The organism is Pseudobdellovibrionaceae bacterium (assembly GCA_020635075.1).
In the GTDB taxonomy this organism is placed as follows: Bacteria; Bdellovibrionota; Bdellovibrionia; order Bdellovibrionales; family UBA1609; genus JADZEO01.
The window spans coordinates 2,113,604-2,129,132 of the sequence record JACKAM010000001.1; the positions used below are offsets into that span (position 1 = coordinate 2,113,604).

The window sequence follows — 15,529 nt, forward strand, 5'->3', positions numbered from 1 at the left end:
CACTTGTTTACTTCTGCCCTTTGTCACTTCCAGTTGGGCCGGCGGGAGTGCGGTCAGTGATCACCGGGTACTGGGCCATAGAGCGTCTTGCTGCACACTGGGCCCAGCGAAGCTTTTGATCATCCTTGGCCGTTTCGGGCCAGTAGGCGGCACAGGTGCGAAACTCTTCGCTTTCGTAGGCCTTGGACTGAATCTGAGATTTGTTCATGCGACTCAGGTGGTGGCGAAAACGATCACAGTTAAAAGTTCCCACAAAGGTTTTTCTCTCTCCTGGTTTTGCCGGCGGCAGAGTCCGGGAGATGCTTTCCACTCTCAGTTCGCCCTCTTCGATCTTGTAGCGGTATTTAATGTTATCTAGCTGCTCCGTCACTTTATCAAATTCTTCTTTATGCTCCTGGTATTTACCCTTTTCCATAGGGATAAAAGTGTACTTAACCACCCGCGGAGCGTTTTTGGGAAAGGTAAATTCCACGCTGTCGTATTGGGTTTTGCAGTGAACAACTCCCGGCCCATGAGGGACATCTAAAAATCCTGTTCCGCCAATATTCAGGCCCGAGCCTCCAGTTTTGTTTAAGGCTCCCAGTGAAAGTGTGTAAGGCACCACTTCGGACATGTTTTCTGTCCGACCAAGACAAGCGTCAAAAGTGGGCAGAATCGCATCCACCACCGGAGAGTTTTCCATCACCTTGATCTCTCCGTTATCAGCACAGCTATCCTGGAGGGCCGAGCGGATCATGCCGCGGTAAATGTCTTCATTGTTAACGGCTGGATTGTTGTCAGCAGCCCAGCTACTGATGGCCAGAGAAAACAAAACCACGGCAGGAAGTAAAGAATTGGCAAGAACGAGTTTGAACATTCTATCCTCTCAAGTCAGGATTTGGTTTTAGTCATCCAGTCGATGTCAGGCTGAACTGTATTGGATTTAACGCCATCACTGGTGATTTTATTGTGACCAATTTTTTGCCATCAATGAAGGCCGGATCGGCAAAGCTCGACTAAGGTGCTACTGATCCTCGCACAGTCGAATTTTTTCCGGGTTTTCCGGGTCGCTGACCGGCCTTTCGTCGTCGACTCGGTCTTTGTCCTCGACCGCACAGTTGAGAATCCACAGGCGCAGAAGCTTCACCAGCACGCTGGGAACTAGGTCATAGCCTTCCTTGCCGGGCGGCATGCTTTGATGAATGGCTATGGATTTAAAAATGGAGCTTTCCTCAGGATGGCCCTTTTTGACGACGGTGAGCGCTGGGTGAAAGAGAGTTTGATAGTTGGTCAGATTGGCAGAATACCTAAGCACATCCCGATCCACTCCCTCGCTCTCCTTGGAGTGGCACTTGATGCAAGAGTCCTTAAATAGAAACTTTTGCACCACCGGGTAGTCAATCGAGGCTGGATCGAGAAAGTAGGGTTGCAGTTGCTCCTTGAGGCTGGGCTCTCTCTTCACCTGATCACTGACCTCCTGTTTGGCTCCGTGTTTAATCCACTGACGGACGAGTTCAATTTGATCAGGTTTCAACTGAGGTTTATCAAAGGGCGGCATGTGGCGCTTACCACTGGGCACAAGAAGAGAAGTCATCAAACTACTGCGGTCGGGTTCGTAGGGAACCAGGATCTTGCGCTGAGCACTGGCCCCGAAGGCTTCACTAAAACTCGACAAGCTGATGCCATCTTTTTTGTCTCGGGTGTTGTGACACTCGAGACAGTTTTCCTGAAAGACAAGAGCTTGCACATCTGAGAAAACAATCTGCTCCGGTTGATCCAACTTGGTTTTGACCTGGGAAAGAAAGCTGGGATCTCCCCCTTCAAGTTCCCCCAGATCATGAGTGGCCCCGCAGGACAATGCCAGCAGGGTCACAAAAAGCGGGAATCCCCCTAAGAGCAGTTGCCTCACTGAAGGATTCCTTCGATGTTAATAGTAATGGCCACTTCGTCTCCGGCCACGGCCAATAGATTGCTCATGCCAAAGTCCGAACGTTTGATCAGAGCCTTGGCCTGGTACCCCGTTCTCACATCGCCAAAAGGATCCTGCCCGGCCCCGATAGGGGTAACGGCAAGACTCACTTCTTTTTCGACACCATGAAGGCTCAAGGTGCCGTGAACAGTTTTAGGGTTTCCGTCCTGGTCGTAGTCCACTGAAGTCGATTGGTAACGCATTTTAGGAAAGCGACTGGCATCAAAGAAGTCCGGGCTGCGCAAGTGCTGATCCCGCCTTTTCTGATTGGTGTCCACACTGGCCACGTCAATTTCGGCCACGACACTCGATTCACCATTGGGGTTAAACTGGATGTGGCCAGAAAAGGTGTTAAACCTTCCCACCACCAAGCTAAACCCCAAGTGACTGACTTCAAAACCAATATTGGTGTGAGCCCCATCGATTTCATACTGTCCGGCCTGGGCCACTGCTGCCGCCGACGCCGTTTGCGTCATCAAGGTCACGGCTACTGCCGCCACCAACAAAGATAATTGTTTTCCAAATCCTACTGTCATGTCATTCCCCCTGTTAATGCCCGCTTGGTCAGGCAATGCCCAGGGTATACGACAATTCTGAAATAGCTTAAAACGACTAATACCTATTGCTGTCATAGGCGGGATCAATATCCCAAAAGGTTCCAGGTCCTCTTTGCGGACGCAGCATGACATTATTCTTAAGACGGTCTTTAGAATATTGTCATGCTGCGTCCGCAAAGAGGACCTGGAACCTTTTGGGATGACGACGCTACTTAAAACCAATCCCCCGCTCTCTCGACCGACTCATACATCTGGTAGCTAAACCCCACCGCAAAGGCCGAGTTCCACGGATCCTTGAACAAGGGACTGCGGCGATTGACCGAAAGTCCGTAGTAATCCACCTTGATGCCGCAAAAGACGGTGAATTTGGGTTTTACTTCGCGGGAGACGCCGACCACCAAATTGTTGCCAAGGAGTCCACCTTTAGCCTGAAAGCTCGGACGCTCGGGGGTGGCAAATTCGGCGGGGACCTCATAGAAATAATCCATCAATTGATCGCTGGCGAACTGGGCAGAAAAAAGAAAGGTCAGATCCCATTCTTCCTGCCATACGTTTTCCACATGTAATGCCAATTGAGGCTGAAACAGATAACCTCGATCGTCCATACGGGTAAAGTCCGTGGAAAACACATAACGAACGGGCATATTGAAGTCCAACCGAACATTTTCATCTTCCATAATGTGCACACGAAGACGCGGGCCCACCTCACCGATCCAATCCAGATCAGGCATTCCACCGCGGGCTTTATTGTCTTCGCTATTAGCTGGAAATGCCGCCGAGGCACTCAGGTCAAACTCAATCCGGTCCTTTTCCATCACCTTGCCGCGTATACCACCTTCATCGTCGGCGCGTAGAACTTTTCCACGATAATAGACATAGGGAAGGGCCAAAGCCCGTAAACGACCTTGATCCGCAGCTGGGTAGTCCTGGAGATAAAACACGGCACCGGCGAGACCGACTTCGTAAAGGGGAAGATCAGTTTCCCAGGGCCGCACCTTGGCCAGAGCCTCCGGCGAGTGACTGGCCCAAAGAAATACCGATATCAACAGGCGTCCTGTCCAGTTGCGGATTAGATCCAAAGGGATTTCACTCCCCTTTCTTTGGCAACCTGCACGGAGTCTTCATAGCCAGCATCAATGTGACGAAAAACACCCATGGCCGGGTCAGCAGTGAGAACGCGCTCCAATCGAGCCGCAGCCTCGGGAGTTCCGTCAGCGACAATGACCTGACCTGCATGAAGACTGTAGCCCATGCCCACACCACCACCGTGGTGAAAGCTTACCCAGGTCGCACCACAAGCGGTGTTCACCATGGCATTGAGAATGGGCCAATCGGCAATCATGTCCGAGCCATCCTTCATGCCTTCAGTTTCCCGATTGGGGCTGGCCACAGAACCACAATCCAAATGGTCGCGCCCAATCACAATTGGTCCTTTGACTTTGCCTTGAGCGACAAGCTCATTAAACTTCAGACCGGCCTTGGCTCTTTCGCCGTACTCAAGCCAGCAAATGCGCGCAGGTAATCCCTGAAAGGCAATGCGCTCTTCAGCCATATCGAGCCACTTGAGCAGATGGGTCTTGTGGGGAAAAAGCTCGCGCAAGGCATCGTCGGTGACCTGAATATCATTGGTGTCACCACTGAGGGCCACCCAACGAAAGGGCCCACTGCCTTTACAAAACAAGGGGCGAATGTACTCGGGCACAAAGCCGGGAATATCGAAGGCGTTGGTCACCCCTTCTTCTTGGGCCACAGCGCGAATGTTGTTGCCGTAGTCAAAGGTGATGGCGCCGTCTTTTTGCATGGCCAACATTCCTTGCACATGCTTGGCAATGGCGGCCTTGGATTTTTGCAAATAGGCCTTGGGATCAGAGTTACGAAGCTTGGCGGCCTCATCGACCGAGTAGCCTTCGGGAATATAGCCATTAAGAGGATCGTGGGCCGAAGTCTGATCGGTCAAAAGATCAGGTTTGAAACCTTTGGCCCTTAATTCATGAATCACAGTGGCCATGTTACCAAGCAGAGCGACACTCTTGGCTGCCCCATCGGACCTATATTTGGCAATTTTCGCCAATGCATCTTCTAGATTCTCCGCCACTTCATCCACATACTTGGTATCAAGTCGTTTTTGAATGCGCGTTGGATCCACTTCGACAGCCAAAACGCTTGCGCCAGCAAAAACACCAGCCAATGGCTGGGCTCCGCCCATACCGCCCAAACCTGCGGTCAAAATGACTTTGCCTTTGAGATCGCCACCAAAATGTTGGCGACCGGCTTCAACAAAGGTCTCATAAGTCCCTTGGATAATTCCCTGGGTGCCAATGTAAATCCAAGAGCCCGCCGTCATTTGGCCGTACATCATCAGGCCTTTTTTGTCCAATTCGTCAAAGACTTCCCAGTTGGCCCACTTAGGCACCAAATTAGAATTAGCCAATAGAACCCGAGGGGCATCCGCGTGAGTCTTTAATACACCAATGGGCTTTCCCGACTGCACGAGCAAGGTCTCGTCGTTTTCCAGTTCCTTAAGAGCCGTGAGGATGCGATCAAAGCAATCCCAGTTACGGGCCGCTTTGCCACGTCCACCATAGACGATGAGATTCTCTGGATCTTCGGCGACAATGGGATCCAGATTGTTTTGAATCATGCGGTAAGCAGCTTCCTGCAGCCAGCCCTTGCAGTTGAGCTCAAGACCTTTAGGGGCCTTTACTGTTCTTCCTACCATTCCAAGTCTCCCACGCTGTTATGTATGCTGTTGAGCAGATCTTCTGAGCGGATCATTTCTTTAATCGCTTCAATATCACGATAAAACACTCGGTCTTCTTCGGCAAAGGGCACACTTTGACGAATGGTCTCGTAGGCGGCGTTCACGCCGGCGGCTGCCTTCATCGGTGCGAGCAGGCCCAAGCCCTGTGAAGCACAAAGAAGTTCCATGGCGACAATGTTCTCCGCATTACGCACAATCTGCCCCAGCTTTCGCGAAGCAATGGTTCCCATACTCACATGATCCTCTTTGTCCGCTGAGGTGGGAATACTGTCCACCGATGCCGGGTGAGACAAAATCTTATTTTCCGACACCAAAGAGGCGGCCGACACCTGAACAATCATCATGCCACTATTCAAACCACCCTTTGGCGCCAAAAAGGCGGGTAATCCACTCATGGCCGGGTTGATGAGTTTTTCGATTCGACACTCTGAAATACTCGACATGGCACTCATGGCAATACCCAAAAAGTCGAGAGCAAAAGCCACCGGCTCACCGTGAAAGTTGCCACAACTCAGTACCTTGTTCTCCTCAGCAAAGACCAGGGGGTTGTCGGTGCTGGAGTTGGCTTCGATCTCTAAAGTCCGACACGTATTGCGAAGAGTATCCTTGGCAGCACCATGGACTGCGGGCATACAGCGCAAAGAATAGGCGTCCTGGACCCGCGTGCAACTGGCGTGGTTTTCACCAATCTGCGAGGTGGGACCCAACAATTTCAAAAGATTTCTCGCTGTCTTCGCCTCACCAGGGTGGGGACGTTCTGAAGCAATTAAAGGATCAAAGGCTTTACGCGAGCCTTGCAGAGCTTCCAAAGACATGGCGCCACCCAGGTCCACCATCCAAGCCAGGCGGCGGGCCTCGTAGCAATTCAAAAGCCCCACAGCCGTCATTACCTGACAGCCGTTGATTAAGGACAGCCCTTCTTTGGCCTGCAATTCCAAAGGAGCAATGCCCTTTTTGTTCAATAAATCCATGGATGGGATGTGCTTCTTACCGTCCCACACTTCACCTTCGCCCATTAGAGCCAGGGCCAAGTGAGACAGAGGAGCCAAATCGCCACTGGCTCCCACACTTCCCTGCTGGGGAATGACCGGCACCACATCGTGGTTGAGAAACTCCAATATCTTTTCCACCACCTCAACACGAATCCCACTATGGCCACGGGCCAAAGCATTGGCGCGCAAAAACATAATGGCCCGAGATTCAGGTTTGGAAAACGGCTGCCCCACACCCGTGCAATGAGAGCGAATGAGATTTTTTTGCAGCTGAATCGTGTCCTCATGGGAAATCTTCACATCACTGAAGGCACCAAAACCTGTATTCACCCCATACATCACATCTCCCCGCTCCATGCGGTCGGTGATGTAGCGGCGGGAGATTTGCATTTTCTCAGCCGCATCAGGTGACAAGCCCACTTTCATGACCGGCAGACAATAGGCGATCTGCCACACCTGTTCCATGTCGATATCTTGTCCGGTGATTTCAATCATCCCCGTGCTCCCTTTAAGGCTTCAATTGCCCAAGCATAATCGTTTTTGAAGACATAGGAACCGGCAACCAAGACATCGGCCTGAGCACACTGACGGGCGGTTTCGGCATTGATGCCACCATCGACCTCAATCAAGGCCTGAGAGCCCAGCTTGGCAATCTCGGCGCGAATGCGATCGATCTTCGGCACCTGATCGGCCATAAAAGACTGACCTCCAAAACCAGGATTAACCGTCATGACCAATACCAGGTCCACCAATGGTATTAGAGACAAAATGTCTTCAACCGGAGTGGCCGGCCGCAAGGTGATCCCGGGCTTACAGCCCTTTTCACGAATGGACTTTAAAACCGCAGCTGGATCTTTGGTCGCCTCGACGTGAATGGTCAGATAGTTAGCACCAGCCGAGATAAAATCATCTACATATTTTTCTGGCTCCTCGATCATCAGGTGAACATCCAATGGGATCTTGGTCACCGGGCGCAAGGACTTCACCACTGGAGCGCCAATGGTCAGGTTCGGAACAAAGTGTCCGTCCATGACGTCCACATGGACCCAATCGGCTCCGGCCTCTTCGATTTTTTTGATTTCTTCTTTTAAGATTGAAAAGTCCGCCGACAGAATACTCGGCGCAATTAGAAAACTCTCAGTCACCCAACTTTTCTCCAGGCTTGAGGGGGTAGCCGCGCAAATAATCTTTCACCGACATCTGCGCGCGCGACTCCGGTTGCACGCTATTAACTCTCAAGGCATCCCCACCAGATGCCACGACAAAAGAGTCTGCGTCAACCTCGATCACCTCTCCTGGATTGGCCGTTTTTTTGATCGGGATCACCTCGGCTTGATGGATTTTGAGCTTCTTTCCTTCCCGTGTCGTATACACTCCGGGGCCCAGCGCCAAACCGCGCATTTGGTTGCGGATCTCCATTGCCGGACGGCGCCAATCAATCAGGCTTTCGGCCTTGTCGATTTTATGGGCGTAGGTTACCAGGGATTCATCCTGGACCACCGGGACCAGATTGCCCCGCAAATAATCCATGAAGTCCACAGACAAAAGATCGGCCGCCAATGGTTTCATGGCCTCGTGCAAATCCACGGCATTCATGTCATCGCCAATGGCAATGCGCCTGACACCAATCACGTCTCCCGCATCCAACTTTTTGACCATCACTTGCAGGGACACCCCGGTCTCCGCCTCTCCCGCCATCACCGACCGCTGAATGGGAGCCGCCCCGCGCCAGCGAGGAAGCAAGCTAGTATGAACATTCACCACTTGGCGAGGATAAAGATCCAAAAACTCCTGGGGCAGAATTTGTCCAAAGGCTACCACCACGGCAGCCTCACCGCCCCAAGATTCAATTTCGGCCAAGACCTGGGGGTCTTTGACTCTTTCTGGAGTTAGCACCGGGATGCCGTTGGCCTCGGCCAGCTCTTTTACCGGAGAAGGTGTGAGTTTCATCTTGCGCCCACTGGGGCGGTCAGGTTGGGTCAGAACACCCACCACATTGTAATGGTCATCCTTCAGCAGAGACTCCAAGCAGTGCCGGGCAATATCGGGAGTTCCAAGAAATACGGTGCGAATGACACTCACAAGTTTGCTTCTTCTGTATCTCCGTCGTCCTGATCATCGTCTTCTTTTTCCGGATCAGGATAACCAAATTTTTTGATGCGCGACTTAATTCGATTGGACTTAATGGGGCTTAAACGATCAATAAATAGTTTGCCGTCAAGGTGGTCGATTTCGTGCTGGATGCAAATGGCCAACAGGCCATCCATTTGAAAGCGAAACGTCTCACCATCCAGGTTCAGGCCCTCGACCTCGATCAGTTCCGCCCTCTGCACGGTTTCATAGTAGGTGGGAACGCTCAGGCATCCTTCATCGTAGGTGGTCTTGCCTTTCTTGCTTACGACTACGGGATTAAAAATCACCAAGGGTTGCTCAATCGCCTGTTCCAGCTCCGTCATATCCTCAATTTTATAACGGCCATTTTCTCTCGGTCGGGTGTCCGTCACCAAAAGACGAACCTGGTGATTGACCTGCGGGGCTGCCAAACCGATGCCGCTAAATGAATACATGGTTTCCAGCATATCTTCCGCCAGCTGCTTGAGCTCAGACGTGACCTCTTTAACGGCTACGGACTTCTTCCGCAGACGCGGATCGGGAAACTTCAATATCTCCAATTTGGCCATTCGCCTCTAGACCTCCTTCAAGATCCCAGCTCTACCATGATACCCCGATTTTAAAGCAAATACCACCGGTCGCGCGAGAGGGGTTTCAAATGCCAAGAACTGGAAAGACTTAGCCTTTTACTTACGCAAACGCAAGAAAAGAACCGCTGCCCCGATGGTCATCAATAGGTTGGGCGCCCAGGCGGCAATAAAGGGAGGCATGGCTCCGTGGCGACCCAAAGTAATGGCTGAACTATAAAGAGTCCAATAGACGAAGGCTAGGCCAATACAAAGTGAGACATTGAGAAAGGTCCCACCTGATCGCTGGCGAGTCACGCTAAAGGGCAATCCCATAAGAGACATGACAAGAGCCGCAAATGGAAAGCTCATCTTGCTGTGAAAGTCGACCTCATAACGAAGAGTATCCAAACCCGCCTCTTTGTTCTTAGCAATAAATTTACTCAGACTATTAAGAGACATGGTGTCCGAAGAGCTCTCCGAAGACTGTAAGTCAGCCACCTCTTCGTTCATCTCGATCACCTTTTTATCGAAGGACTTGGTCAAAGGGAAGGAAGACTCTTTGGCAAACAAAGTCACCGTGCCTTCGTCCAACTCCCAAGTGGAGCCTGCCATGTGCACCGTTTTGGCGGCGATCAATTGAATCAGGTTCCATTCGGCATCGAAATAATAAAGGCTCAAACCTTGAGCCGTGGCCTTTTCCGCATTGAGAGTTTTAATATTGAACAGAACGTTTTCCGACCGATACCAAATCTTATTGGTCTTTACGGTTGAATACAGACCGGGCCGCTTTTTGATCTCCACATAATAAACAAAGTTCTTTTTCTGATTAAATTTGGGAATCAGCCGATCGCCCATCCAAAAATTGAACCCTGCTACCAAAGCCACCATCACCAAGATGGGTAAACTCACCCGTGCCAGACTCATACCCACGCTAAACAGGGCCACCAACTCCTGACTGCGGTTGAGAGAAGAAAGAGTGAAAACTGTGGCAATCAAACAGGCCACAGGAATCATCTGATAAAGAATTGCCGGTAAATAATAAGTGTAAAAGCGAATGAGAACGTCACTGCCAACGTCGTGGCGAACCATCGAGGTCAATGAGTCAAAGGCCAAAAAGATGGTGGCAAAAACAATCAGACCGCCCAAAAAAAAGAGCAGGAACTTGCCCGCGATGTAGCGATCGATAATGGATATCACTGGGAGGATGACCTTTCCGAGGAGCCTTGCTTGGCTTCTAACGCGTTTCAGCTTAACACGGGAAACAGCCCCTTGGCAGCAAAAGTTCTTGTGGCGATAGCTGAGTCATTCACCAGACTTGACTGGACTCGGTAAAAGGACTTAACTCGATGTATGGCTTTGCGCGTCTTGCTCGCCGATGAGAGCAGCACCATCAAAAAAGTTTTTCAGCTGGCACTCCAGGACTACGCTGTTGAGGTCAAGTCGGTCAATTTGGGAGTGGATGTCCTCCCCGTGGCCCAAAAGTTCCAGCCAGATATCGTGTTTGCCGATGTGCTGCTGCAAAAGCAAAGTGGCTATGAGGTCAGTGCGGAGCTGAAGTCTGACTCCCAACTGCAAAGAACTCCGGTGGTCTTGATGTGGAGTGGCTTTATGGAGCTCGATCAAGACAAGTTTGAGGCCTCGGGAGCCAACGCCCAATTGGAAAAGCCTTTTGATGTCCAGGCTCTGCGTAAGTTGATTCAAAATCTGGTGCCCAAGACCCACAGTCAGGATTTGTCCAAGTTTTTGAAGTTTCCCAAAATGCCTGAGTTTGTGGATGGGAGAAAGCCGGCTGGCAAACCAATGGCTCCCCCGACGGCGCCACCAGTTGAATCCCCGGTGGAAGAAATGCAGACCTCCTCGGACTGGTCGATGGAAGATTTCGCCGATGTGCCTGAGGTTCCCGAAGCACCAAATCTTGTGCGTGATCGGGATGAACGACCTGATGACGTTGCGGGCTTTGAGCAGGTCACCCTTTCCGGGCCGCCACCTGCTGGCAATGCCCCTCCGCCCATTCCCGGCAATCGGGACGAGGAATTGTTGGTCGATTCTCCTGAGGACAGCGAATCCAATTGGGAACAAGAAGACCTCACCCGCTTTCGGATTAAGATTCCTGATGAAGACCAAATGGACACTCCCGATGTCACCTATCCTGACCCGGAGGACTCCCTAGAACAGGTTCATTTGCTAAATGAAGTGAGCGAACCGATCGAACGGACATCTGACATCACCGCCACAAGGGCTCCTTCGACTGGGCCCGCCGATGACCTGCTAGAGGATAATTCCGTTCCTATCGTTACCTCCTCCCCTGGTGGGTCCGAAGACTCAGACCTAGAGTTGGAGCTGGAAGATGTGGCAACTGAAGAGCCGGATGAGGGCGAATTGGCTCCTTTACGCCGCATTGACCCAGCCAGAGTTGAAGAAATCGTGAAGGCGCAAATTGAGGAATTCATGCGTGACAAAGTCGCTGAACATCTGGAAGAAGTGATCTGGAAAGTCGTTCCGGAGCTGGCGGAGCGAATTATCGAACGCGAACTCAAGCGGCTCTTAGAGGATTTTGAACCCCAGCAATATCGCTAGAGTGTGAACCAGTGACATTAAACGAAATTGTACGGGCAGCTTTACGGGAAGACCTTCCCGATGGTGATCTTACCACCGACAATCTGGGCATTAAGGAAAAATACGGGCGTGCCCTACTGATGGCCAAAGAGGATTTGGTCCTCTCAGGTAAGGAGTTCTTTGCCACCACTGTCCATGAACTGGATGAAGGCTGTCAGGTCCAATGGCAATTTGATGATGGGGATTTCGTCCTCAACGGCCAGACGGTCGCTACAATCAGCGGAAACTTGATTTCCGTCATCAAAGCGGAACGGGTCGGCCTTAATTTTCTCGGCCACTTTTCAGGTATTGCCACCTACACCCGTTGCTTTGCCGATCAAACGAAGGACACCAAGTGCCGAATTCTGGACACCCGCAAGACCCTACCCCTATATCGAGAATGGGAAAAGAAGGCCGTGCGTGATGGGCGTGGCCATAATCACCGCATGAATCTCAGCGATGCGGTTTTGATTAAGGAAAATCATATTCGCCTGGCAGGTGGAATGCGCCAGGCTATAGAGCAGATCCGCTCTCATGTCGCCAAACCAATTGAGGTGGAGTGCACCAATTTGGACGAGGTGCAAATGGCCGTGAATTTAAAGGTTCAGCGAATCCTTTTGGACAATATGAATGATGAGGAAATTACCGAGGCCCTAAAAAAAATCCCGGGTTCAATTTCCGTTGAAGCCAGCGGCAATATGTCCCTCGACAGAGTTGGCTCCGTGGCCATGCTCGGAGTCCATGACATTAGCGTCGGGGCCCTGACCCACTCGGCACCCTGTGCCGACTTCAGTCTCTTATTTGACTGGGGAAAGCAATAAAGGAGTAATCATGACTAATCCCGGATTTGATATCTACCGCGCTAGTCGCGAATGGGCCATTGATCAGGCCGGCTACCATCTTGGCGGTGAACCCACTACAACCAGCACCAATGACGTGGCAAAAAAGGAACTGCTACCCGACGACAAGGACTGTGGTTTATATCTGACTCAACACCAGACTCAGGGACGAGGACGTGGAAGCCACTCATGGAGCGATGCGGGCAAGGGAACAGCCCTGCTCTCCACCTGGGTGTTTCGCCTGCGCAAAAGCCCCCAGCATGTGACTGCCCCTTTGTTTGGACTGGCGCTGTTTAATGCCGCTCGCAAAACATGGAACAATCTCCCCTTTAGTTTAAAAGCTCCAAATGATCTGCTCCTCGATGGCAAAAAGGTCGGTGGGCTGCTTCTTGAAAGTCTTAATCACGGCCAGGAGTTTTTTGTCCTGGTTGGCCTAGGAGTTAATGTTTTCTCAATCCCAGAGGGCATTGAGGACGCCAATCACCTAGCCGGAGCTGAGGGGGTTGGTGATGAACTATCTGTCAATGAGTGGAAGGACTTTCTTAGTCATTTGGCGCAGGAGTTTGCTTCGGCCCAAGAACTATGCACAATTGATCATCTCAACGAACACAGTCGTGAGGATCTCATGCGGGCTCTTAACAGCAATCCCAGACTTTCATCTCCTATTGTTGAAGTAGAGGCAAACGGAGACCTGGTTCAAGAGAGCGGCAAAATCTCTTGGCAGAACCTCTAACCAAGACAAGGGAGCTTAAGATGGCTTTGACCTATACGCCTAACGCTGAACTCGGAAAATCCTGTCCAGAGTTTTCACTTCCTTCAGTCGATGGTAAAACTGTGAGCCTTGCCGACTTCGCCGATGCCAAGGTCTTGGTGGTAATGTTTATTTGCGCACATTGCCCTTATGTACAGGCAATCGAGGAGAGACTGATTGAGCTGGGGCAATCCTTCCCCAGGGATCAGGTTCAGCTGGTCGGGATATGCTCTAATGATTGGGCCGATTACCCAGAAGATAGCCCGGAAAATTTGTTCAAGCGCTGGAAGGAAAGGAACTACAGCTTTCCCTACCTCATTGATGAAGACCAGTCGGTGGCAGGTGAGTTTGGCGCCGTCTGCACTCCCGACCTCTTTGTGTATAACAGTCAACGTCGGCTCGCCTACCGAGGACGACTGGATGATTCATGGAAAGAACCAAAACAAGTGACTCAACAGGATTTACGCCGAGCTATTGAGTGTCTGCTTGCCAATCAGAACATCGACGCAGAACAGATTCCCTCCGTGGGCTGCTCCATCAAGTGGAAACAATGAAGAACGATAAACTGTTAACAATAATCACCTCTCTCCTGTTTGTGAGTGGCTTGGCCTCCGTTGGCTGGGCCTTGTTCTCCGGCATTCAAATCAAGACCGCTTCAATTGAGCCTCCAAACCTTGATTGCGTTCACGCCAGTCAGCTGCACATGATGAGACGCTCAGACTTGGGCCCACTGCTGGAAAAGGATAGGCAGTACAAAGTATTGATCGGCTATTATGCCTGCAACCCCGTCCAACGCGGGGACCTTGTGTTCTTTCAGTTTTCGGATACCCTGCGACCCGTGGTTCGCGTGGTGAGGGGAATTCCCGGCGATAGGGCTGAAATCCGCGCCACCGATGGAGGCCATTGGGAAGTCTGGGTCAATGATAAGCCGGTACAAGGTGCCGATGGACCCTTTCGCCTCAGTGATCCCACCACCCCCCCTCCCTTGGCCAAAAATCTCGAAGACCGTGGTGGTGTTCTCAAAGAAGACGAGTACTTAGTCATGACGTTCTTGCCTCCCGGGACGGCCGATAGCCTGAATTTGGGCCCAACGCCGGCAGTGCAAATCGCTGGCAAAGTTATGCCCCTACCCAAGCCTCAGCCCTGAAATAATTACAACCACCGAGAGAAGGCCGATAAGCTTTTCGACCCTCGTTGATATCCTGCGGCACACCTGATAAAAGTCCCCCATGTTAAGGTGGCGGCTCCCCCTGATCGGGCTTTTACTCCTCAGTTTCGCTTTCCCAATTGGCCCGAGCCAGGCCATGGCCATTCCTGTTAGATCATGGGCCTGCCACTTCTCGGTTTTCATGGTTGGCAACACTTATGAGTTCTTCCGTCACGGCTATGATGCTTGGGATGGCGAAGGAACCATCTACTGTACCAACACCCTCAGCGGCAAATCAGAATCCCTGCGGCACTTTTTCAGCTTTCGTTCCTGGACCACCTCCTACGGTGCCGACACCCGTAGCAGTTTCATTATCGAGAGCCTTTCATTTGTTGTTGATGACCCCATCAATATCGCTGGTGCCTACGACGCGCAAAGGACGACCCTACAAACAGATGAGGAAGTCCTATCCTATGTCATCCTTTCCAGTGCAAACGTGCAAATGTCTGTGGCTGTCCGAGACCCCACTATAGCAGAGAGCCTTTACCCCAGTATCAAATGGGGGTCATTGACCATTGCCCCGGCTCCCAGAATCGATTAAGACAGTCTGCAAACGGGAGAGATTCAATGCTCAAATGGGCCTTCTTCGCAACCTTCGCCACTGTGTTTGGCATCGGTATCTATCTTTTTTTCTATCTTGGCGGATACAAGGATGTGGCCATTCAGGAAACCAACTACGCCAGCCTAAATCTCGTTTACCGTGAGCACAATGGTCCCTACCACCAAATCGGACCTGTTATTGAAATGGTGGAGAAATGGGCCAAAAGAGTGGGAATCAAGTGCGAGCGCACATTTGGCGAGTACTTGGATGATCCTGCAAAGGTGGAAGAATCCCGCCTGAGAGCCATTGGCGGTTGCGTCGTAAATCAAGATGTTACAGATCTTCCTGAGGATTTCTTCTTCAGAAGTATTCAGGCTCGTCCTGTATTAAAAGCCGAGTTTCGCGGAGCACCTTCGATTGGTCCCTTTAAGGTCTATCCGAAGGCGATGGATCATATCGCATCCCATCGACTCAAGATGGCAGGACCACCCCTCGAAATCTACCAGAGTCTCCCTGACGGAGAGTATCTGACGGAATTCCTCTTTCCCCTGGAAAAGCGCCCGACTACAGTTGACCAATAAGCACCCGAACATTAAGACAGGCACCTATGGGATTTGGATGAGGCAAACCGTATCCAATACCTGTGTTGTTTTGGTA

General features: G+C 51.3%; 17 protein-coding genes. 7 read left to right on the forward strand and 10 right to left on the reverse strand.

The annotated features are described in order from the left end of the window. Window positions 1–7: 7 nt before the first annotated feature. From H6624_09060 to lptG, 10 genes are all read right to left on the reverse strand, one after another. On the reverse strand, window positions 8–856 hold the full coding sequence (locus H6624_09060) for a hypothetical protein (protein MCB9084483.1): 849 nt from the start codon (window positions 854–856) through the stop codon (window positions 8–10). Between the two features lie 147 nt (window positions 857–1,003). Then, window positions 1,004–1,888, reverse strand: coding sequence for a c-type cytochrome (locus tag H6624_09065; GenBank protein ID MCB9084484.1), 885 nt, complete (start codon window positions 1,886–1,888; stop codon window positions 1,004–1,006). Beyond that, window positions 1,885–2,484, reverse strand: a complete 600-nt coding sequence (locus tag H6624_09070) for a YceI family protein (GenBank protein MCB9084485.1) — start codon at window positions 2,482–2,484, stop codon at window positions 1,885–1,887. The genes H6624_09065 and H6624_09070 overlap by 4 nt, the downstream gene beginning before the upstream one ends. Before the next feature lie 233 nt (window positions 2,485–2,717). Further along, entirely contained in the window at window positions 2,718–3,584 is an 867-nt protein-coding gene (locus H6624_09075) for a MipA/OmpV family protein (GenBank protein MCB9084486.1), read from the reverse strand. Beyond that, on the reverse strand, window positions 3,575–5,224 hold the full coding sequence (gene hutU / locus H6624_09080; GenBank protein MCB9084487.1) for a urocanate hydratase: 1,650 nt from the start codon (window positions 5,222–5,224) through the stop codon (window positions 3,575–3,577). Before hutU ends, H6624_09075 begins: the two co-directional genes overlap by 10 nt. Next, entirely contained in the window at window positions 5,218–6,750 is a 1,533-nt protein-coding gene (gene hutH, locus H6624_09085) for a histidine ammonia-lyase (protein MCB9084488.1), read from the reverse strand. The genes hutU and hutH overlap by 7 nt, the downstream gene beginning before the upstream one ends. After that, window positions 6,750–7,403 carry a ribulose-phosphate 3-epimerase gene (locus H6624_09090; protein MCB9084489.1) on the reverse strand — a complete coding sequence of 218 codons (654 nt, stop codon included), beginning with the start codon at window positions 7,401–7,403 and terminating at the stop codon, window positions 6,750–6,752. Before H6624_09090 ends, hutH begins: the two co-directional genes overlap by 1 nt. Then, window positions 7,396–8,340, reverse strand: a complete 945-nt coding sequence (locus tag H6624_09095; protein ID MCB9084490.1) for a methionyl-tRNA formyltransferase — start codon at window positions 8,338–8,340, stop codon at window positions 7,396–7,398. The genes H6624_09090 and H6624_09095 overlap by 8 nt, the downstream gene beginning before the upstream one ends. Continuing rightward, window positions 8,337–8,939: a peptide deformylase gene (gene def, locus H6624_09100; protein MCB9084491.1), complete on the reverse strand. Its 603-nt coding sequence runs from the start codon at window positions 8,937–8,939 to the stop codon at window positions 8,337–8,339. The genes H6624_09095 and def overlap by 4 nt, the downstream gene beginning before the upstream one ends. A 117-nt stretch (window positions 8,940–9,056) precedes the next feature. Beyond that, the gene (gene lptG, locus H6624_09105; GenBank protein MCB9084492.1) at window positions 9,057–10,133 is read right to left on the reverse strand and encodes an LPS export ABC transporter permease LptG; all 1,077 of its coding nucleotides are present in this window, start codon (window positions 10,131–10,133) and stop codon (window positions 9,057–9,059) included. A gap of 156 nt (window positions 10,134–10,289) precedes the next feature. Between lptG and H6624_09110 the strand changes: the two genes are divergently transcribed. The 7 genes from H6624_09110 to H6624_09140 all read left to right on the forward strand — a co-directional run bounded on the left by H6624_09110 (window position 10,290) and on the right by H6624_09140 (window position 15,453). Next, on the forward strand, window positions 10,290–11,516 hold the full coding sequence (locus H6624_09110; GenBank protein MCB9084493.1) for a response regulator: 1,227 nt from the start codon (window positions 10,290–10,292) through the stop codon (window positions 11,514–11,516). 11 nt (window positions 11,517–11,527) lie between these two features. Next, window positions 11,528–12,355: a carboxylating nicotinate-nucleotide diphosphorylase gene (gene nadC / locus H6624_09115; protein ID MCB9084494.1), complete on the forward strand. Its 828-nt coding sequence runs from the start codon at window positions 11,528–11,530 to the stop codon at window positions 12,353–12,355. Between the two features lie 10 nt (window positions 12,356–12,365). Beyond that, window positions 12,366–13,106, forward strand: a complete 741-nt coding sequence (locus tag H6624_09120) for a biotin synthetase (protein MCB9084495.1) — start codon at window positions 12,366–12,368, stop codon at window positions 13,104–13,106. A 20-nt stretch (window positions 13,107–13,126) separates the two neighbouring features. After that, entirely contained in the window at window positions 13,127–13,678 is a 552-nt protein-coding gene (locus H6624_09125) for a thioredoxin family protein (GenBank protein ID MCB9084496.1), read from the forward strand. Further along, entirely contained in the window at window positions 13,675–14,271 is a 597-nt protein-coding gene (locus H6624_09130; protein ID MCB9084497.1) for a hypothetical protein, read from the forward strand. The genes H6624_09125 and H6624_09130 overlap by 4 nt, the downstream gene beginning before the upstream one ends. An 82-nt stretch (window positions 14,272–14,353) precedes the next feature. Continuing rightward, a complete protein-coding gene (locus H6624_09135) occupies window positions 14,354–14,872 on the forward strand; it encodes a hypothetical protein (GenBank protein ID MCB9084498.1) in 519 nt (172 codons plus the stop codon). Window positions 14,873–14,898: 26 nt separating this feature from the next. Then, window positions 14,899–15,453: a GyrI-like domain-containing protein gene (locus tag H6624_09140; protein MCB9084499.1), complete on the forward strand. Its 555-nt coding sequence runs from the start codon at window positions 14,899–14,901 to the stop codon at window positions 15,451–15,453. The last annotated feature ends 76 nt before the right edge of the window (window positions 15,454–15,529 follow it).